This is a genomic window from Amycolatopsis sp. NPDC026612, from assembly GCF_040638285.1.
Classification (GTDB): domain Bacteria; phylum Actinomycetota; class Actinomycetes; order Mycobacteriales; family Pseudonocardiaceae; genus Amycolatopsis.
Genome location: NZ_JBEZYB010000040.1, coordinates 38,021 through 55,379, shown reverse-complemented (window position 1 = coordinate 55,379; position 17,359 = coordinate 38,021). Strand labels below are relative to the sequence as shown.

Genomic DNA, 17,359 nt, shown 5'->3' with positions numbered 1-17,359 from the left:
CTCAGCTCCGGGCGACCTGGCCGCCGAGCCGGTACCCGACCCCGCGGACCGTTTCGATGAGCGCCGGGCGGCCGAGCTTCGTCCGCAGCGTCGCGACGTGGACGTCCAGCGAACGGCTCTCCGCGGGGCCGCGGTGGCCCCACACCTCGGTGAGCACGTGCTCGCGCGAGCACACCGCGCCGCGGGCGCCCGCCACCAGCGCCAGCACCTGGAACTCCTTGCGCGACAACGCGACCGCCTTCCCGTCGACCAGCACTTCGTGCCGGGACAGGTCGACGCTGACGTCCCCGACCCGGATCACCACCGGTTCGGCGGTGGTGTGCTCGCCGCGGCGGCGGCGCACGGCCTCGACCCGGGCGAGCAGCTCCTCGACGTCGTAGGGCTTGACCAGGTAGTCGTCGGCGCCGGCGCGCAGGCCCTGGATCCGGTCGTCGACCTCGCCGCGCGCCGACACGACGATGATCGCGACGTCGCTGACCGCGCGGATCTGGCGGCAGAGCGTCACGCCGTCGATGTCGGGCAGGCCGAGGTCGAGCAGGATGACGTCCACCTCGTGCACGCGATCGAGGACGCCGGCTCCGGTGGCGAGCCGGGCGATCGCCAGGCCACGGCGGGTCAGCGCCGGGATGAGCGCACCCGCGACCCGGTCGTCGTCCTCCACCAGCAGCACCCGCACCCGTCCGCCTCCCATGGTGACCTGCTCCACCGGCCGGTAGCGCGAACTCTAGGACGTCCCGGCCGGGCCCGCACCGGCCACCCGGACGGTCACTCCCCGTGACCTCGCGGGGGACACCCGTCAAAAGGGACATCGATACTCAGTTGAAACCCTAAGTATTGCTCAAGCGGACTTGCCAGCCGGTGAAGCAACGGTAGGTTCTCGCCATCGCGTGGTGACCCATGCCCGATTTGCACGAACGACCCGGGAGGCCAGATGACCGCGGAGGTGGCGGCGCCGATGATCAAGGCGTCCGCCGTGAACAAGTACTTCGGCGACCTGCACGTGCTCAGGGAAATCACGCTCGAGGTGCCTCGCGGCCAGGTCGTCGTGGTGCTCGGCCCGTCGGGGTCGGGCAAGTCGACCCTGTGCCGGGCGATCAACCGGCTCGAGCCCATCAACTCGGGCGAGATCGCCGTCGACGGCGTCCCGCTGCCCGCCGAGGGCAAGGCCCTGGCCGCGCTGCGGGCCGACGTCGGCATGGTGTTCCAGTCGTTCAACCTGTTCGCGCACAAGACCATCGTCGAGAACGTCATGCTCGCTCCGGTGAAGGTCCGCAAGGTCGGCCAGGCCGAAGCCCGCAAGACGGCGATGGAACTGCTGGAGCGCGTCGGGATCGCCAACCAGGCCGACAAGTACCCGGCGCAGCTGTCCGGCGGCCAGCAGCAGCGCGTCGCCATCGCGCGGGCGCTGGCGATGCGGCCCAAGGTCATGCTGTTCGACGAGCCGACCTCGGCGCTGGACCCGGAGATGGTCCAGGAGGTCCTCGACGTGATGACGGGCCTGGCCAAGGACGGGATGACGATGCTCGTCGTCACCCACGAGATGGGCTTCGCCCGACGGGCAGCCGATCGGGTGATTTTCATGGCCGACGGCGAGATCGTCGAAGACACGACGCCGGAAGCGTTCTTCACCGCGCCCAAGAGCGAGCGCGCGAAGGACTTCCTCGGCAAGATCCTGACCCACTGAGAACAACGCCGAGAAACGTTCCGCGGCGCCGACGGCGCCCGGGTGACGACACACAGGAGAGATTCACATGAGGATCCGCACCCTCGCGGTGGGACTGCTCGCCGGTGGTCTGGCGCTGACCACGCTGACCGCCTGCGGCAAGGAAGGCACGCCGGCCACGCCGGGCTCGGGCGGCCAGACCGGCACGAACGCCCCCGCGGCGTTGTCCTACCCGGTCGCGACCGGCGTCGACCTGCCGGGTTCGCCGGTGTTCGCGAAGATGAAGTCGGCCGGCGCGCTGACCGTCGGCGCCAAGGACGACCAGCCGAACCTCGGCCTGAAGGACCCGACGACGGGCAAGTTCGGCGGCTTCGACATCGAGATCGCGAAGCTCGTCTCGGCCGGTCTCGGCTTCGACCCGGAGAAGATCACCTTCCGCACGGTCGACTCGGGTGCGCGTGAGCAGACGATCGCGAACGGCGACGTGAACTACTACGTCGGCACGTACTCGATCACCGACAAGCGCAAGGCGCTCGTCTCGTTCGCCGGCCCGTACTTCGTCGCGGGCCAGGACCTGCTCGTCCGCAAGGACGACAGCTCGATCACCGGCCCGGAGACCCTCAAGGGCAAGAAGGTCTGCTCGGTCACCGGCTCGACCCCGATCCAGAAGGTCCGCTCGCAGAACCTGACCGAGCCGAACAACATCGTCGAGTTCCAGAAGTACTCGCAGTGCGTCGAGAAGCTGCTGTCGAAGGACGTCGACGCGGTCACGACCGACGACGCGATCCTGAAGGGCTACGCCGCGCAGGACCCGGACAACCTGAAGGTCGTCGGCAAGACGTTCTCGACCGAGAAGTACGGCATCGGCCTCAACAAGGACGACAAGGTGCTGCGCGACAAGGTCAACGACATCCTGCAGAAGGCGATCGACGACGGCACGTGGAAGAAGATCTACGACGCCACCCTCGGCAAGTCGGGCTCGGAAGCCAAGGTCCCGACCCTCGAGAAGTACTGACGTTCGCGTGACGGCCGGTGGATCGGGATTCCCGGTCCACCGGCCTTCTCCATCCACCACCTGACCACCTCTGGCAAACGGACGCGGGGAAGGCTCCATGGACGTCCTGCTCAACAACCTGGACCTGTTCGGTCCGTTCTTCCTCACCACGATCGAACTGTTCCTGCTCTCGGCCGTCGGCGCCCTGGTCTGGGGCACGATCCTGGCCATGCTGCGGGTGAGCCCGGTCCCCGTCTTCCGCGCCGTCGGCACGGCGTACGTGACGATCGCCCGGAACACGCCGCTCACCCTGGTGTTCGCGTTCTTCGTGTTCGCGTACCCGCTGCTGGACATCGTCAAGCTCGACTACTTCCCGGCCGCGGTGACCGCCCTGACCGTGTACACCTCGGCGTTCATCTGCGAGGTCGTGCGCTCGGGCATCAACACCGTGCCGGTCGGCCAGGCCGAGGCGGGCCGGGCGCTGGGGCTGACCTTCACCCAGATCCTCGGCCAGGTCGTGCTGCCGCAGGCGCTGCGATCGGTCGTCCCGCCGCTGATCAGCACCCTGATCGCGCTGCTGAAGAACACCACCATCGCCGCCGGTTTCTCCGTCGCGGAGGCCGGCGCGATCCGCTCGTACCTGTCCGAACGCGGGGAGAACCAGCTGGTCGGCCTGCTGTGGGTCGCGCTCGGCTTCATCATCCTGGTCGCCGTGCTGTCGTTCGTCCAACGCAGCCTGGAGAAGCGCTGGAGCGTGGCCCGATGACCAACGTCCTGTTCGACGTCCCGGGGCCGAAGGCCCGGCTGCGCTACCGCACCTACGCGGTGCTCGGCGCGGTCGTGGTCCTCGCGTTCCTCGGCTACATCGGGTGGCGCTTCTACGACAGCGGCCAGTTCACCGCCCGCAAGTGGGAGTGGCTGCAGTACGCGCAGGTGCAGCGTGACCTGGCCAACGCGGTGCTGTCGACGCTGCAGGCGTTCGCCGCCGCGGCCGTGCTGGCGCTGATCTTCGGCGCGATCTTCGCGGCCGGCCGGTTGTCCGACCACGCCTGGATCCGCGGGATCGCCGGGTTCGTCGTCGAGTTCTTCCGCGCCATCCCGGCGCTGATCCTGATGTTCCTGTTCTACTTCGGCCTGCCGACCGCCGGCGTGCCGACGAGCCCGTTCCTCGGCGTGGTCCTCGGCCTGACGCTGTACAACGGCTCGGTGCTCGCCGAGGTCTTCCGCGCGGGCATCCAGTCGCTGCCGAAGGGCCAGAGTGAAGCCGCGTACGCGCTGGGCATGCGCAAGACGCAGGTGATGTTCCTGGTCCTGCTGCCGCAGGCGATCCGGGCGATGCTGCCGACGATCATCAGCCAGCTCGTCGTCCTGCTGAAGGACACCGCGCTCGGCTTCATCATCACCTACCAGGAGCTGCTGTACTACGCCCGCTACATCGGTTCGCAGGGCACGTTCGGGCGGCCGATCGTGCCGTCGACGATCGTGGCGACCGCCATCTACGTCGTGATGTGCCTGCTGCTGACGGCGCTGGCGACGTACCTGGAGCGGCGCAACCGGCGCAACAAGAAGGTCGTGGCCGTACCGCCCGCCGCGACCGACGAGCTCGTGGCCGCTTCGGCCTGAGTCACCCGTTCGAGGCCCCCGGGACGCGTCCCGGGGGCCTTGTCGTGTCCGGGGGTCTCCCCTAGCGTCGGGGGTATGGGTGTCGCACTGGTGACCGGCAGTTCACGCGGCTTGGGCCGGGTGATCGCCAGGAGGCTCGCCCGCGACGGGTTCGCCGTCGCGGTCAACGGCCTCCACGACGACGAGGGCCTGAAGACGGCCGCGGAAGGCATCCTCGCCGAAGGAGGCCGCGCCGCGGCGTTCGCCGCGGACGTGACCGACCGGCGTCAGGTCGGCGAGCTGGTCGACGCCGTCACGGCGCTGCTCGGCCCGATCGGGGTGCTGGTGCTCAACGCCACCGGTCCGCAGCCGGAAGCGCCGCTGGCGGCGGTGGACTGGCCGGAGCACCTGGCGCAGCTCGACTTCTTCGTGCGGTCGCCGGTGCTGCTCGGGCACGCGGTGCTGCCGGGGATGCGCGCCCGCGGCCACGGCCGCATCGTGCACGTCGACTCGGAGGTCGCCGACCGCCCGCCACCCGGCCGCTCCGCCTACGCGACGGCCAAGAGCGCGCAGATCGGCCTGTCCCGCGCGTGGGCGCGCGAACTGGCCCCGGACGGCATCACGGTCAACACGGTGGCCCCGGGGTTCATCCCGGTGGAGCGGCACGCGGACGTCCCGGCGGCCGAGCGGGAGGAGTACCGGGCTTCTGTCCCGGCGGGCCGCCTGGGCACCCCGGAGGACGTGGCCGCGGCGGTGAGCTTCTTCGCGTCGGAAGAGGCGGGGTTCGTCACGGGCCAGCGCCTCCTGGTCGACGGCGGCCGCGCGCTCGGTTAGGACGGTGCCAGGGCGAGGATCCCGTCCGTGTCGCGGGCGAGGAAGCCGCCGAACGGAACCAATTTTCCGGGCTCGAAATTCCGGCGGGCGATCTCGGGCTGCAGCACCATCAGTTCCGGTGTGATCGACACCGGCGTGGGGCCGCCGGTCACGATGTCGTCGAGGTCGGTGTCGAGCGAGGGGCCCCACCGGTCGACGACCAGCCCGATCGCGGACGGCCCGGTCGCCCGGAACTCGGCCAGCACCCGGCGGATCACCGTGTTTTCCCCCTTCCGCCAGATCGGGCCGCCGAAGCCGTCGAGGCCGTAGTCCTCGACGACCACGTCCGCGCCGACCCGGCTCAGCGTGCAGACGACGTCGGCGTCCTCGTCGTCGGTCATCCAGTACTGGAAGGTGAACTGCTTCTCCCCCAGCCCGGCCATGGCGGCCGGCAGGCTGTCCCGGTCCATCTCGACCTGCTCGCCGCAGGTCTCCCACTCGCCGCTGATCGCGGTGATCCGGCCGGTGCGGGGATGGCGCAGCACCATCCCCGCCGCCGCCAGCGAGTCCACTCGCCGGCGCGCCTGCTCCGGTGACCAGTCGCGCCGGTACAGCCGCACGAATCCGTCTGTCATGTCCTGCCTGCTTCGGGAAGAAGGGGATGGTGCCGTTCCGTTCGTCGGCCCGTCATCGGGCGGCCTTCCGCCGGGGGCGATGGAGCGCCGTCAGCACACCGAGGACCAGCACGAGGGCGAGCGTGAGCGCGACCCACATCGCGACGTGCAGGTGCAGCAGCCCGCCCGCGAACGCTCCCACGAGCATCGCCCCCACCGCGGCGACCTTCCGCAGCGGGTGCGAGCCCGGGCCGCCGGCGGCCTTCGAATCCGCCGCGAAGCCGGTCAGCGTCATGGTCAGGACCGTCGTCGTCAGGTCGGGTGCGCCGATGCGGCGGACCGCCGCGTTCTGCAGGCCCATCGCCAAGCCGAGCACGACGATCAGCAGCTCACCGCCCAGCCGCGTGGTGGCGCCCAGCGCCGCCGCCAGGACGACCGCTACCGCGATCAGCGCCGCCTGCACCGCGGTCGCCTGCCGCAGGGCGTCGTAGTCGTCTTCGCGCCGGGCGAGACGGCCGCCGGCCAAGGCGCCCGCCAGGAACGCGAGCACGGCGGTCAGCGACGCGAGCACCGACAGCGTCGTCTCCCCCGCCGCCGCGAAGCCGAGGAACACGACGTTGCCGGTCATGTTGGCCACGAACACCCGGCCGAGGCCGAGGAAGCTGACCGCGTCGACGATCCCGGTGACGACGGTCAGCGTCAGCAGCAGGGCGGCGAGGTGCCGCGGTTCCGGGTCAGCCATGCAGGCAGTCAACCACCGCGCGGGTGAGCGCGCGGTCCCCGAGCGCGTCCGTGCTGTCGACGAACTGGTCGATCGCCCCGATCGGGGCCCGCAGCGGCGAACCCGCGAGCAACGGCGTCACGAAGCGGCCGGCGTGGATCACCTGGAACGGCCGGTCGTGGTAGCCGCTGGTCCGCGGATCCACGGCCTCGGTGAGGCCCAGCTCGTTGTGCAGCTCGGCGACGCGCTCGTACGCCGCCCCGAGGTGCCGCTCGCGGTCCCGCCAGGCCGTCGACGCGAGGGCCCCGGTGAAGTGCGGAGCCAGCCCGGCGGCGACGGACAGCCGGGCGAAGGCGCTGCCGAGCCACTTGCTGTACGGCGGATAGCGGCGCGCCATGAGCAGGCACAGCCGCATCAGGTCCCGGACGAGCCGCGCGGCGACGACCGCCGACCCCAGTTCGTCCCCGGCTTCCCCGCAGCGGCCGACGAACGCTTCCTCCTGGCCGATGCGCTGCCATTGACACGCGAGGACGTACCGCCAGACGTCGTCCGGGTACCAGGCCACGTTCCGCCGCAGGGTTTCGAGACCGAGATCGTCGTGGAAGACCGCGCCGCCGGTGAACTCGGCGAAGATCTGGGTGGGGGTCGCGAGCCAGTCCGCGAGCGTCGGCCGCCGGGGGTCGAAGCCGAGCGCGCCGCGCATCCAGTCCCCAAGCGCCGCGACGACGACGCCGTGGTCGGGACGGCCGGTCGTCGGAGCGAGGTGCCGGGTGCCCTCCTCGTCGGTGACGAAATGCGTCGGATACCCGAGGAACGTGCGGGGCAGGTGGTCGGCGAGGATCCCGGGGATCCGTTCGCCGCGGTCGTCGGCGAACAGCAGCAGCCGCGGTCCCCAGTTGTGGTCGGTGGAGCGCGGCGAGTCGAAGCCCAGTACTTCGGAGCCGTAGCCGACGAGCGCGGCGGTGTACCGGAGGCGGGGAAGCTCGCGGCGCAGGATCGGCCGGACCGCTTCGGCGTGGAAGCGCCGGGCCAGTTCGATTCCGGGGACGAATTCCATAGGCTCGTATTGTGCCGGGCGAAAGCGCGAAGCGCACTTCATTATGCGAAGCTGCTTCGTAGCGCTTCGCGGACGGATTCCGTTGTCACACAGGCAGAACAGCGACCTCCTTGCGGTGAATCCGTGCGCGGCATGCCCCGTTTTGTCGGAGCTCCCCTCTACCGTGCGGAGCATGACCGAAAGAAGCACGGTGCGCACGCGGGAAATGGCCTTCGAGCTCAAGAGCCAGCGCGAGCTGAAACGGATGACCCTCCGCGAGGTGGCCCGCCGCGCGGACTGGTCGGCGTCGAAGGTGTCGGCCTGGGAGAACGGCCGCCGCATCTCGCCGGTCGACGCGGCGATCTACCTCGCCCACTGCGGCACCAAGGCAGGCGAACGCGCGCGGCTCCTCGAACTGACCCAGCCGCCCGGCGACCTGTACTGGGTGCGGCCCTACTTCGACAAGCTCGTCGATCCGATGAAATCGCTCATCATCCAGGAGAACCTCGCCGACACGATCATCTCGCACAGCCCGACAGCCATCCCCGGCATGCTGCAGACCGAAGACTACGTCACCGAGCTGCACGAACTGACCGGGCGCTACACCGCGGACCGCCTCAAAATCCTCGTGCAGGCACGGATCGACCGGCAGCAGCTCCTGCAGCGGCGGAATCCGCCGCGCTGCCAGTACTTCATCTACGAGCACAGCCTGCGGACCGTCGTCGGTGGTCCGGCGCTGATGCACGAGCAGCTGCAATACCTGTTGCTGTCGACCAACCTGCCGCACTGCACCATCCGGATCCTGCCGGCGTCCGCGCTCCCCTACCACCTCGTGGGCAGCCGGTTCACCGTCATGGAGTTTCCCGAACACCCGCCGGTCGTCTACGAGGAAACCTATGCGGCCGGCCTGTTCATCGACGATCGGGTCGCGGTCGAGGCGTTCTACGTCCTCGCCACGCGGCTGGAACAAGCCGCTCTTTCCGAGCGACAATCCAGGGAACTGCTCATCCGGCTGGCGGATGAGTTCGAACACATGAAGGAGTAACCGATGGCAAGCGAACTGATGTGGTTCAAGAGCAGTCACAGCGATGCCGACACCGAACACAGCACCTGCGTCGAAGTTGCGCTCGACACCGGGATCACCGCGGTCCGCGACTCGAAGGCGCCCGCTGCCGGGCACCTGACCGTCCCCCACCCCGCGTGGGGCGCACTGCTCAGCTCGCTGCGCTGACGCGTCTCCCGTCGTGCCAGACCGCCCGGATCCGCCCGGGCAGGTCTGTCACGTCGAGGTCCGTGCCGTCCAGCAGCACCAGGTCGGCACGCAAGCCGGGTTCGATGCGGCCGCGGTCGTCGTCGAGGCGGAGCAGACGAGCCGCTTCGGAGGTGGCCGCCTTCAGGGCGGCCGCCTCGCCGAGCACCGCGGCCAGCAGCCGCAGCTCGGTCGTCAAGTCGACATGGGGCCGCGGGGCGAGGTCCGAACCCGCGGCGATGCGGATCCCCGCTTCCATCGCGAGGCGAAGCGAACGGCGGTGTGTCGCGGCGAACTCGCTGTCGCTGATCGGCGAGAGCGTCGGCACGTACCAGGCGTTCTCCAGCGCGGCCACGGCGTCGTCGTCGAGGAACGTGCCGTGCTCGATGCTGCGCGCCCCGGCACGGGCGGCCGAGACGACCGCGGCGGACGTGTGTGCGTGGGCCAGTACGTCCCGGCCGCAGCGGCGGGCCTCGTCGACCAGCGCGGCGAGCTCGTCGTCGGCCGGGCGGACATCGGTCCCCTCGCGCACCGCCCACATGGCCCCGTCGGCACCAACCTTGATCCAGTCGGCACCCGCGCGCACCATCCGGCGGACAGCCGCGCGCGCCGCGTCCGGCCCGTCGAACAGCGGGTCCGGCAGCGCCGGGTCACCGAAGGTGTCAACGGTGCCCGCGGGCGGCTCCCAGCTGTCGCCGAGCCCGCCGGTCGGGCTCAGCTGACGCAGGCTGATCAGCAGATCGGGCCCGGTGATCCAGCCTTCGCGCAGGGCGTGCTTGAACCCGGCGTCGGCACCCCAGGCGTCCCGGACGGTGGTGATCCCGCGCGCCAGCAGGCCGCGCAACACCGGCACGGCTTCGAGGATCCGCGTGCTGCGCGGCAACAGCTCCGGCCGCGGAAAGGCAACGTGCACATGACAGTCGACGAGCCCGGGGATCAGCAGCCCACCCGAGCAGTCGACCCGCTCACCATCGAGACCCGGACCCACTTCGGCGATCCGGTCACCCTCCAGCCGGACGTCCGCGCGGGCGGTCTCCCCGGTTTCGGGGTCGAAGACCCGCGCCCCGGCGAGCACCGTCACCGGAGGTCCTTGCGGTAGATGCGGAAGTCGCACGGCGTGGCCAGCGACGGCACGAGGTGCGGGTAGTCCTCGGCGAGGTCGGCGTGGTGCGTCACGCGGTAGCCGAGCCGTCCGTACCACTCCGCCAGGAACTGCTTCGACGGATGCGTCCACGTCCGCGGCACGAGCAGTTCGAGCTGCACCTCCCGGCACCCCGCGTCCCGGCTCACTCGCTCGGCGAACCGCACGAGCGCCCGTCCGATGCCGAGCCCCCGGCGCGCCGGATCGGCGGCGAGCATGCCGAACTCCCCGGTCGCCTCGTCGAGCCGCCGGATCCGCACCGACCCGGCGACATCCCCGGCCACGAAAGCGACGGCGATCTCCCCGGCCGTCACGAATCCGGCCACTTCGTCCGCGGAGGTGCGGTCGGCGTTCCCCTGCCACAGCCCTTTCTCGGACTCGGCGTAGACCTGGTTGACCAACCCGGTCACCCGCTCGATCACCGCGGCTCCGGCGGACGGCGGCAGCACCTCGATCTCCATGCCCCCACCATGCCAGGTCAGGGCCCGGCAAAGTCGCGGTCCGCGGGCGTGGCTGGCGAATTCAAGCCCTCGCGTGCGACCGAACCACCGCCCGCAGCAGCCAACTCACCGCCCGGACCGGCCAACTCACCACCCCGGGACGCCAACACGTCCGCGTTCCCGGCGAGTTGGCTGCTGCGGGCGGCGAGTTGGCTTCAGCGGCCAGCGGCAAGTCGCGCGGATTCGCCGACTTGCGCCATACCCCCACCATGCCAGGTGGGGGACCTCACTTGTCCCGGCGGAAGAGCTTGTTGCCCAGCCACACGATCGGGTCGTACTTGCGGTCCGCGACGCGCTCCTTCATCGGGATCAGCGCGTTGTCGGTGATGTGGATGCCTTCCGGGCAGACCTCGCTGCAGCACTTGGTGATGTTGCAGTACCCGAGGCCGTGCTCGTCCTGCGCCGCGTCCCGGCGGTCCGCGACGTCGAGCGGGTGCATCTCCAGTTCGGCGATGCGCATCAGGTACCGCGGCCCGGCGAAGGCCTCCTTGTTCTCCTCGTGGTCCCGCACCACGTGGCAGGTGTTCTGGCACAGGAAGCACTCGATGCACTTGCGGAACTCCTGCGAGCGCTCGACGTCCACCTGCTGCATCCGGTACTCGCCCGGCTTCAGGTCCGCCGGCGGGGTGAACGACGGGATCTCCCGCGCCTTCGTGTAGTTGAACGACACGTCGGTGACGAGGTCGCGGATCACCGGGAACGTCCGCATCGGCGTCACGGTGATCACTTCTTCCTCGGTGAACGTCGACATCCGCGTCATGCACAGCAGCCGCGGGCGGCCGTTGATCTCCGCCGAACACGAGCCGCACTTGCCGGCCTTGCAGTTCCACCGCACGGCGAGGTCCGACGCCTGCGTGGCCTGCAGCCGGTGGATGATGTCGAGGACGACCTCGCCCTCGTTCACCTCCACGGTGAAGTCCTGCAGCTCGCCGCCGGTGTCGTCGCCGCGCCAGACGCGGAAACTCGCCTTGTAGGTCATGCCTTGCTCCCGGGGTGCGCCTCGAGCTCGCCGTCGGTGTAGTACTTCCCGAGTTCGCCGAACTCGAACAGCTCCAGCAGGTCCTGCCGCAGCGGCACCTGCTCCTTCACCGTCACGTCGATGTCCGGCACCACCGGGTTCTCACCCGGCGACGACGCGCACACGAGGAGCTTGTGGCGCCACTCGGCGTCCAGCCCCGGGAAGTCGTCCCGCGTGTGCCCGCCGCGGCTCTCGGTCCGCATCAGCGCCGCCTTCGCGACGCATTCGCTGACCATCAGCATGTTGCGCAGGTCGATCGCGAGGTGCCAGCCGGGGTTGAACTGCCGGTGCCCTTCCACGGTGACGCGCAGGATCCGCTGCCGCAGCTCGCCCAGCTTCACCAGCGCCTGCTCGACCTCCTCGGCCTTGCGGATGATGCCGACCAGGTCGTTCATCGACTGCTGCAGCTCGGTGTGCAGGGTGTACGGGTTCTCCCCGGAGCCGTCGGCGGGCGGGTCGAACGGCGCCAGCGCCATCTTCGCCGCAGCGTCCACATCGGACTCGTCGACGGCGGGCCTGCCGTCGAGGCCGTGCACGTACTCGGCCGCGCCGAGCCCGGCGCGGCGGCCGAACACCAGCAGGTCGGACAGCGAGTTGCCGCCGAGCCGGTTGGACCCGTGCATGCCGCCCGAGCACTCGCCGGCCGCGAACAGGCCGGGCACGCTCGCCGCGGCCGTGTCCGGGTCGACCTCGATACCACCCATGACGTAGTGGCAGGTCGGGCCGACCTCCATCGGCTCCGCCGTGATGTCGACGTCCGCCAGCTCCTTGAACTGGTGGTACATCGACGGCAGCCGCTTGCGGATCTCCTCGGCCGGCAGCCGGCTGGCGATGTCGAGGAAGACGCCGCCGTGCGGGGAGCCGCGACCCTCCTTGACCTCGGAGTTGATCGCGCGGGCCACCTCGTCGCGGGGCAGCAGGTCCGGCGTGCGCCGGTTGCTCTCCTGGTCGGAGTACCAGCGGTCGGCTTCCTCTTCGCTTTCGGCGTACTGGCCCTTGAACACGTCGGGCACGTACTCGAACATGAACCGCTTGCCGTCGGAGTTCTTGAGCACGCCGCCGTCGCCGCGCACGCCCTCGGTGACGAGGATGCCCTTGACGCTCGGCGGCCAGACCATCCCGGTCGGGTGGAACTGGACGAATTCCATGTTGATCAGCTTCGCGCCCGCCCGCAGGGCCAGGGCGTGGCCGTCCCCGGTGTACTCCCACGAGTTCGACGTCACCTTGAACGACTTGCCGATGCCGCCGGTGGCGAGCACGACCGCGGGCGCCTCGAACAGGACGAACCGCCCGCTCTCGCGCCAGTAGCCGAACGCGCCGGCGATCTTCCCGTCGGTGGTGAGCAGCTCGGTGACCGTGCACTCGGCGAAGACCTTGATCTTCGCCTCGTAGTCCCCGGTCTCGGCGAAGTCCTCCTGCTGCAGCGAGACGATCTTCTGCTGCATCGTGCGGATGAGCTCGAGGCCGGTGCGGTCACCGACGTGCGCCAGCCGCGGGTAGGTGTGCCCGCCGAAGTTGCGCTGGCTGATCCGGCCGTCGGCGGTGCGGTCGAACAGCGCGCCGTACGTCTCGAGCTCCCAGACGCGGTCCGGCGCCTCCTTGGCGTGCAGTTCGGCCATCCGCCAGTTGTTGAGGAACTTCCCGCCGCGCATGGTGTCGCGGAAGTGGACCTGCCAGTTGTCGTTCGAGTTCGCGTTGCCCATCGAGGCCGCGCACCCGCCCTCGGCCATCACCGTGTGCGCCTTGCCGAACAGGGACTTGCACACGACAGCGACGCGGAAGCCGCGTTCGCGGGCTTCGATCACGGCGCGCAGACCGGCGCCTCCGGCACCGATCACCACCACGTCGTAGCTGTGCCGTTCGACCTCGGTCATAAAAGAATTCCACCTCGGAGCTGGGGGACGTCGTTGTGGGGAGCGGGAAAGGCTAGTTCACGAATCTCAGGTCCGCGATCGCGCCACTGGCCACGAGCATGACGTAGAAGTCGGTCAGCACCAGCGTGCCGAGCGTCGTCCAGGCCAGCGTCATGTGGCGGGTGTTGAGCTTCGTGACCTGCGTCCAGATCCAGTAGCGCACCGGGTGCTTGGAGAAGTGCTTCAGCCTGCCACCGGTCACGTGCCGGCAGGAGTGGCAGGAAAGCGTGTAGGCCCAGAGCAGGATCACGTTGGCGAGCAGGATGATGTTGCCCAGCCCGAAGCCGAAACCGCCGGTCTTGCCGTGGAACGCCGTGATCGCGTCGTAGGTGTTGACCAGCGAGACGATCAGCGCCACGTAGAAGAAGTAGCGGTGGACGTTCTGGATGATCAGCGGCAGCCGCGTCTCGCCGGTGTACTTGGCGTGCGGTTCCGCGACGGCGCAGGCGGGCGGGGAGAACCACACCGAGCGGTAGTAGGCCTTGCGGTAGTAGTAGCAGGTCAGGCGGAACCCGAGCAGGAACGGCAGGACCACGAAGCCGAGCGGGATGAACCCGGGCAGGTCGCCGAACCAGTGGCCGAAGTGGCTCGAGCCCTCGACGCAGGAAGTGGACAGGCACGGCGAATAGAACGGCGTCAGGTAGTGGTAGTCGGGCACCCAGTACGCGGTGCGCACGAACGACCGGACCGTCGCGTAGATGATGAACGCCGACAGTCCCAGCACGGTCAGCAGCGGCTGGAGCCACCACCGGTCCGTGCGGAGGGTGCGCTCGGCGATCCTGGCCCGTTTCGGGGCCCGGACGCCGGTGCCGACGCCGTTGTCAGCGGGAGCGCTCACCGCTGGTCGCGCTTGTAGCCGCCGACGCCTTCGTCATCGGCGCCGTGCCAGAGCGCCGGGTCGTAGGGGGTGTCGGGGACGGGGACGCGCTCCGCGGCCTTCGCCTGGGCGGGCACCGCGAGGGGCACGCCGTCGAGGTCCGCGGTGTCGATGTCGAGGCGCTCGACGTCGTTGGCGAGCCGGCGCACGGCCGACGCGTCGCCGTAGCGGGAGCGCAGTGCGCCGACGCACTGCCGGAGCTGGCCGATGGTTCGCCGCAGCTCGGCGATTTCGGAGGTGGACATCATGCCTCCCGGGGCGGGGTGGGGCTGCAGGGAACCGGGCCGGGCGGTGCTCGCCCCGGTACGGCTTTGCCGCGCGTCGTGCAGTGTGACAACTAGCACACTAACGGTTCCGGGGGTGATCGGGGTCACGCGGGTCGATCTTCTGAATCGATTTTGATTCGGCGTTTTGCCGAGGTACTGTGGCCAGTGTCACGACCCAGAGGCGCCAGCGCTGCCGTCCCGCGGACCACCCCACCCCAGTGATCCGGAGCCGGACATGAGCCAGCCCACCCCACCGCTGCATCCTGTCATCGCCGAAGTCACCGCCCGCATCGCGGCTCGCAGTGCCGCGACCCGCACCGCCCACCTCGACCGCACGGCCGCCGCGCACGCCGAAGGCCCGGTCCGCCGCAGCCTCGCCTGCAGCAACCTCGCCCACGGTTTCGCCGCCATGGACGGCGTCGACAAGGAAGCACTGCGGGCCGCGCGCGCCCCCGGCGTCGCGATCGTGTCGTCCTACAACGACATGCTTTCGGCGCACCAGCCGATGCAGGAGTACCCGGCGTGGCTGAAGAAGTCGGTGCGCGCGGCGGGCGGAGTCGCGCAGTTCGCCGGCGGCGTCCCGGCCATGTGCGACGGCATCACGCAGGGCCGCGCGGGGATGGAGCTGTCGCTGTTCAGCCGCGAAGTCATCGCTATGTCGACGGCGATCGCGCTGTCGCACGACATGTTCGACGCCTCGCTGCTGCTCGGCGTCTGCGACAAGATCGTGCCCGGCCTGCTGATCGGCGCCCTGTCGTTCGGCCACCTCCCGGCGATTCTGGTGCCGGCGGGTCCGATGAACTCCGGGCTGCCGAACAAGGAGAAGGCCCGCGTCCGCCAGCTGTACGCCGAAGGCCTCGCGACCCGCGAAGACCTCCTCGACGCCGAAGCGGCGTCCTACCACTCGGCCGGCACCTGCACGTTCTACGGCACCGCCAACTCGAACCAGATGGTCGTCGAGGTGATGGGCCTACACCTGCCGGGCGCGAGCTTCGTCCAGCCGGGTTCGGCGCTGAGGCGCGCGCTGACCGAAGAGGCCGGCCGGCGGATCGTCGCCATCTCGCGCGGCGAGGAGTACACGCCGGTCTCGCGGATCCTCGACGAGAAGGCGTTCGTCAACGGCGTCGTCGCGCTGCTGGCCACGGGCGGCTCGACCAACCACACGATGCACCTGGTCGCCATCGCGGCGGCCGCGGGCATCCAGCTGACCTGGGACGACTTCTCCGCCCTCTCGGCGGTCGTGCCGCTGCTGGCGCGGGTCTACCCGAACGGCAGCGCCGACATCAACCACTTCCACGCCGCCGGCGGCATCCAGTTCCTGGTCGGCACGCTGCTCGACGCCGGGTTGCTGCACGAAGACGTCCACACGGTGGCCGGGTTCGGGCTGCACCGCTACCGCGCCGAGCCGATCCTGTCCGACGGCGAGCTGGTCTGGCGGGACGTGCCCACCCGCAGTCTCGACGAAGACGTCCTGCGCCCGGCGTGGCGGCCGTTCGCCGCGGACGGCGGGCTGCGGATGGTCGAGGGCAACCTCGGCCGCGCAGTGGTCAAGGTGTCCGCGGTGGCGCCCGAGCACCGCGTCGTCCAGGCCCCGGCGCGGGTGTTCACCACGCAGGAGGGCTTCACGGCCGCGTTCGAGGACGGCGAGCTGGACCGCGACGTCGTCGTGGTGATCCGGCAGCAGGGCCCGCAGGCCAACGGCATGCCGGAGCTGCACGGCCTGACCCCGGCGCTGGGCGTGCTGATGGACCGAGGACACGCGGTGGCGCTGCTCACCGACGGCCGCATGTCGGGCGCGTCGGGCAAGATCCCGGCCGCGATCCAGGTGACACCGGAGGCGGCCGCGGGCGGCCTGATCGCCCGCGTCGCGGACGGCGACGTCATCCGGCTCGACGCTTCCGCGGGCTCGCTCGACGTGCTGGTCGGTGACGAAGAACTCGCCCGGCGTGAACTTGTGGACTCACCGCCGTCCGAAGCATCCTGGACCGGCACCGGCCGAGAGCTGTTCGCCGCGTTGCGCCGTGCCGTCGGCCCCGCCGACCAGGGCGCATCCGTGTTCGGCGGCCTTACGCCGGAGCACTTCGGAACGCCCGCTTTCGCAACCCAGGAGGTCGGTCAGTGACCACCGGTCAGGACCTGCTCGAGCTGTCCCCCGTGATGCCCGTCGTGGTGATCGACGACGCCGACGACGCGGTGCCCACGGCCCGGGCCCTGCTCGCCGGCGGGATCGGGGTCATCGAGCTGACCCTGCGCACCCCGGCGGCGTTGTCGGCGATCGAGCGCGTCGCCACCGAGGTGCCGGACATCGTCATCGGGGCGGGCACCGTCACCTCGCCGGACCAGGCGAAGCAGGCGGCCGACGCGGGTGCGAAGTTCCTCGTGACACCGGGCTGCACCGACGCGATCGTCGACGCGTGCTTCGAGTCCGGGCTGCCGTTCCTGCCCGGCGCGAGCACCGTCTCGGAAGCACTGCGGCTGGCCGAACGCGGGCTGTCGGCACTGAAGTTCTTCCCGGCGGAGGCGTCCGGCGGCGTCGCGTACCTGAAGTCGATCGCGGGTCCGTTGCCGTCGCTGAAGTTCTGCCCCACCGGCGGGATCACCGTGGCCTCGGCGCCTTCGTACCTGGCGCTGCCGAACGTCGGCTGCATCGGCGGCTCGTGGCTGACCCCGAAGTCCGCGCTCGCGGCCCGGGATTTCGCCGCGATCGAGAAGCTGGCCGCGGAAGCCGCGACGTTGTAGCGGAGATCACTCCACGCCGTTGCCGCACCCGAACGGCGGAAGGCGCGTCCGCATTCCGGGAGCACCGTTCCAAGGCGCTGGAACGGTGCTCCGAGCGGGTGTGGCGCCGGTCATGAAACCCGCGGGGTCCCACTGAATGGCCCATCCAGCACTCTGGTGGGTTATTTACCGGCCTGTTATCGTTCCTCTTCGCTATTCCAGCGAGGAGAATCC

19 protein-coding genes are annotated in these 17,359 nt (G+C 70.1%); 9 read left to right on the top strand and 10 right to left on the bottom strand.

From position 1 onward, the window contains the following. Position 1: 1 nt before the first annotated feature. Complete coding sequence (locus AB0F15_RS29350; RefSeq protein WP_360277101.1) at positions 2 to 676, bottom strand: response regulator transcription factor; 675 nt, start codon at positions 674 to 676, stop codon at positions 2 to 4. Positions 677 to 955: 279 nt separating this feature from the next. On the opposite strand from AB0F15_RS29350, the gene AB0F15_RS29345 reads away from it, so the two are divergent. The 5 genes from AB0F15_RS29345 to AB0F15_RS29325 all read left to right on the top strand — a co-directional run bounded on the left by AB0F15_RS29345 (position 956) and on the right by AB0F15_RS29325 (position 5,093). After that, positions 956 to 1,684 carry an amino acid ABC transporter ATP-binding protein gene (locus tag AB0F15_RS29345; RefSeq protein ID WP_360277099.1) on the top strand — a complete coding sequence of 243 codons (729 nt, stop codon included), beginning with the start codon at positions 956 to 958 and terminating at the stop codon, positions 1,682 to 1,684. Between the two features lie 67 nt (positions 1,685 to 1,751). Then, positions 1,752 to 2,678, top strand: a complete 927-nt coding sequence (locus AB0F15_RS29340; RefSeq protein WP_360277058.1) for a glutamate ABC transporter substrate-binding protein — start codon at positions 1,752 to 1,754, stop codon at positions 2,676 to 2,678. Positions 2,679 to 2,775: 97 nt separating this feature from the next. Continuing rightward, entirely contained in the window at positions 2,776 to 3,423 is a 648-nt protein-coding gene (locus AB0F15_RS29335) for an amino acid ABC transporter permease (protein WP_360277055.1), read from the top strand. Beyond that, complete coding sequence (locus tag AB0F15_RS29330; protein WP_360277052.1) at positions 3,420 to 4,280, top strand: amino acid ABC transporter permease; 861 nt, start codon at positions 3,420 to 3,422, stop codon at positions 4,278 to 4,280. Before AB0F15_RS29335 ends, AB0F15_RS29330 begins: the two co-directional genes overlap by 4 nt. A 75-nt stretch (positions 4,281 to 4,355) precedes the next feature. Beyond that, positions 4,356 to 5,093: an SDR family oxidoreductase gene (locus tag AB0F15_RS29325; protein WP_360277049.1), complete on the top strand. Its 738-nt coding sequence runs from the start codon at positions 4,356 to 4,358 to the stop codon at positions 5,091 to 5,093. Here the strand turns inward: AB0F15_RS29325 and AB0F15_RS29320 are convergent. The 3 genes from AB0F15_RS29320 to AB0F15_RS29310 are packed head-to-tail and all read right to left on the bottom strand — an operon-like array spanning position 5,090 to position 7,464. Further along, on the bottom strand, positions 5,090 to 5,707 hold the full coding sequence (locus AB0F15_RS29320) for a hypothetical protein (RefSeq protein ID WP_360277047.1): 618 nt from the start codon (positions 5,705 to 5,707) through the stop codon (positions 5,090 to 5,092). The genes AB0F15_RS29325 and AB0F15_RS29320 overlap by 4 nt on opposite strands. Before the next feature lie 52 nt (positions 5,708 to 5,759). Next, entirely contained in the window at positions 5,760 to 6,428 is a 669-nt protein-coding gene (locus AB0F15_RS29315) for a YoaK family protein (RefSeq protein ID WP_360277044.1), read from the bottom strand. Then, positions 6,421 to 7,464 carry a DUF4037 domain-containing protein gene (locus tag AB0F15_RS29310; RefSeq protein ID WP_360277042.1) on the bottom strand — a complete coding sequence of 348 codons (1,044 nt, stop codon included), beginning with the start codon at positions 7,462 to 7,464 and terminating at the stop codon, positions 6,421 to 6,423. The genes AB0F15_RS29315 and AB0F15_RS29310 overlap by 8 nt, the downstream gene beginning before the upstream one ends. Positions 7,465 to 7,636: 172 nt before the next feature. Here AB0F15_RS29310 and AB0F15_RS29305 point away from each other — a divergent pair, with 172 nt between their 5' ends. Next, positions 7,637 to 8,488 (top strand): helix-turn-helix transcriptional regulator, encoded by an 852-nt coding sequence (locus AB0F15_RS29305; protein WP_360277039.1) that lies wholly within the window; start codon positions 7,637 to 7,639, stop codon positions 8,486 to 8,488. 3 nt (positions 8,489 to 8,491) lie between these two features. Then, entirely contained in the window at positions 8,492 to 8,674 is a 183-nt protein-coding gene (locus AB0F15_RS29300) for a DUF397 domain-containing protein (RefSeq protein WP_360277037.1), read from the top strand. Here the strand turns inward: AB0F15_RS29300 and AB0F15_RS29295 are convergent. The 6 genes from AB0F15_RS29295 to AB0F15_RS29270 form a co-directional block, all read right to left on the bottom strand. Beyond that, positions 8,658 to 9,773 carry an amidohydrolase family protein gene (locus AB0F15_RS29295; RefSeq protein WP_360277034.1) on the bottom strand — a complete coding sequence of 372 codons (1,116 nt, stop codon included), beginning with the start codon at positions 9,771 to 9,773 and terminating at the stop codon, positions 8,658 to 8,660. The two genes, AB0F15_RS29300 and AB0F15_RS29295, sit on opposite strands and share 17 nt — an antisense overlap. Beyond that, the gene (locus AB0F15_RS29290) at positions 9,770 to 10,294 is read right to left on the bottom strand and encodes a GNAT family N-acetyltransferase (protein WP_360277031.1); all 525 of its coding nucleotides are present in this window, start codon (positions 10,292 to 10,294) and stop codon (positions 9,770 to 9,772) included. The genes AB0F15_RS29295 and AB0F15_RS29290 overlap by 4 nt, the downstream gene beginning before the upstream one ends. A 265-nt stretch (positions 10,295 to 10,559) precedes the next feature. Continuing rightward, on the bottom strand, positions 10,560 to 11,312 hold the full coding sequence (locus AB0F15_RS29285; RefSeq protein ID WP_360277029.1) for a succinate dehydrogenase/fumarate reductase iron-sulfur subunit: 753 nt from the start codon (positions 11,310 to 11,312) through the stop codon (positions 10,560 to 10,562). Then, positions 11,309 to 13,225: a fumarate reductase/succinate dehydrogenase flavoprotein subunit gene (locus tag AB0F15_RS29280; RefSeq protein ID WP_360277026.1), complete on the bottom strand. Its 1,917-nt coding sequence runs from the start codon at positions 13,223 to 13,225 to the stop codon at positions 11,309 to 11,311. Before AB0F15_RS29280 ends, AB0F15_RS29285 begins: the two co-directional genes overlap by 4 nt. A 52-nt stretch (positions 13,226 to 13,277) precedes the next feature. Continuing rightward, complete coding sequence (locus tag AB0F15_RS29275; RefSeq protein WP_360277023.1) at positions 13,278 to 14,102, bottom strand: hypothetical protein; 825 nt, start codon at positions 14,100 to 14,102, stop codon at positions 13,278 to 13,280. Then, complete coding sequence (locus AB0F15_RS29270) at positions 14,099 to 14,386, bottom strand: hypothetical protein (protein ID WP_003054488.1); 288 nt, start codon at positions 14,384 to 14,386, stop codon at positions 14,099 to 14,101. Before AB0F15_RS29270 ends, AB0F15_RS29275 begins: the two co-directional genes overlap by 4 nt. Positions 14,387 to 14,642: 256 nt before the next feature. Between AB0F15_RS29270 and edd the strand changes: the two genes are divergently transcribed. Both edd and eda read left to right on the top strand, forming a co-directional pair. Next, positions 14,643 to 16,529, top strand: a complete 1,887-nt coding sequence (edd, locus tag AB0F15_RS29265) for a phosphogluconate dehydratase (protein WP_360277020.1) — start codon at positions 14,643 to 14,645, stop codon at positions 16,527 to 16,529. After that, positions 16,526 to 17,146, top strand: a complete 621-nt coding sequence (gene eda / locus AB0F15_RS29260; protein ID WP_360277018.1) for a bifunctional 4-hydroxy-2-oxoglutarate aldolase/2-dehydro-3-deoxy-phosphogluconate aldolase — start codon at positions 16,526 to 16,528, stop codon at positions 17,144 to 17,146. The genes edd and eda overlap by 4 nt, the downstream gene beginning before the upstream one ends. Positions 17,147 to 17,359 lie beyond the last annotated feature (213 nt).

What these genes read in the sequence shown, in the direction of transcription:
- AB0F15_RS29335 (WP_360277055.1), top strand. Translation starts at nt 2,776, where the DNA reads ATGGACGTCCTGCTCAACAACCTGGACCTGTTCGGTCCGTTCTTCCTC.
- AB0F15_RS29280 (WP_360277026.1), bottom strand. Translation starts at nt 13,225, where the DNA reads ATGACCGAGGTCGAACGGCACAGCTACGACGTGGTGGTGATCGGTGCC.
- AB0F15_RS29300 (WP_360277037.1), top strand. Translation starts at nt 8,492, where the DNA reads ATGGCAAGCGAACTGATGTGGTTCAAGAGCAGTCACAGCGATGCCGAC.
- AB0F15_RS29330 (WP_360277052.1), top strand. Translation starts at nt 3,420, where the DNA reads ATGACCAACGTCCTGTTCGACGTCCCGGGGCCGAAGGCCCGGCTGCGC.
- AB0F15_RS29290 (WP_360277031.1), bottom strand. Translation starts at nt 10,294, where the DNA reads ATGGAGATCGAGGTGCTGCCGCCGTCCGCCGGAGCCGCGGTGATCGAG.
- AB0F15_RS29310 (WP_360277042.1), bottom strand. Translation starts at nt 7,464, where the DNA reads ATGGAATTCGTCCCCGGAATCGAACTGGCCCGGCGCTTCCACGCCGAA.
- AB0F15_RS29315 (WP_360277044.1), bottom strand. Translation starts at nt 6,428, where the DNA reads ATGGCTGACCCGGAACCGCGGCACCTCGCCGCCCTGCTGCTGACGCTG.
- AB0F15_RS29270 (WP_003054488.1), bottom strand. Translation starts at nt 14,386, where the DNA reads ATGTCCACCTCCGAAATCGCCGAGCTGCGGCGAACCATCGGCCAGCTC.
- AB0F15_RS29285 (WP_360277029.1), bottom strand. Translation starts at nt 11,312, where the DNA reads ATGACCTACAAGGCGAGTTTCCGCGTCTGGCGCGGCGACGACACCGGC.
- AB0F15_RS29325 (WP_360277049.1), top strand. Translation starts at nt 4,356, where the DNA reads ATGGGTGTCGCACTGGTGACCGGCAGTTCACGCGGCTTGGGCCGGGTG.
- AB0F15_RS29320 (WP_360277047.1), bottom strand. Translation starts at nt 5,707, where the DNA reads ATGACAGACGGATTCGTGCGGCTGTACCGGCGCGACTGGTCACCGGAG.
- AB0F15_RS29340 (WP_360277058.1), top strand. Translation starts at nt 1,752, where the DNA reads ATGAGGATCCGCACCCTCGCGGTGGGACTGCTCGCCGGTGGTCTGGCG.
- AB0F15_RS29345 (WP_360277099.1), top strand. Translation starts at nt 956, where the DNA reads ATGATCAAGGCGTCCGCCGTGAACAAGTACTTCGGCGACCTGCACGTG.
- AB0F15_RS29305 (WP_360277039.1), top strand. Translation starts at nt 7,637, where the DNA reads ATGACCGAAAGAAGCACGGTGCGCACGCGGGAAATGGCCTTCGAGCTC.
- edd (WP_360277020.1), top strand. Translation starts at nt 14,643, where the DNA reads ATGAGCCAGCCCACCCCACCGCTGCATCCTGTCATCGCCGAAGTCACC.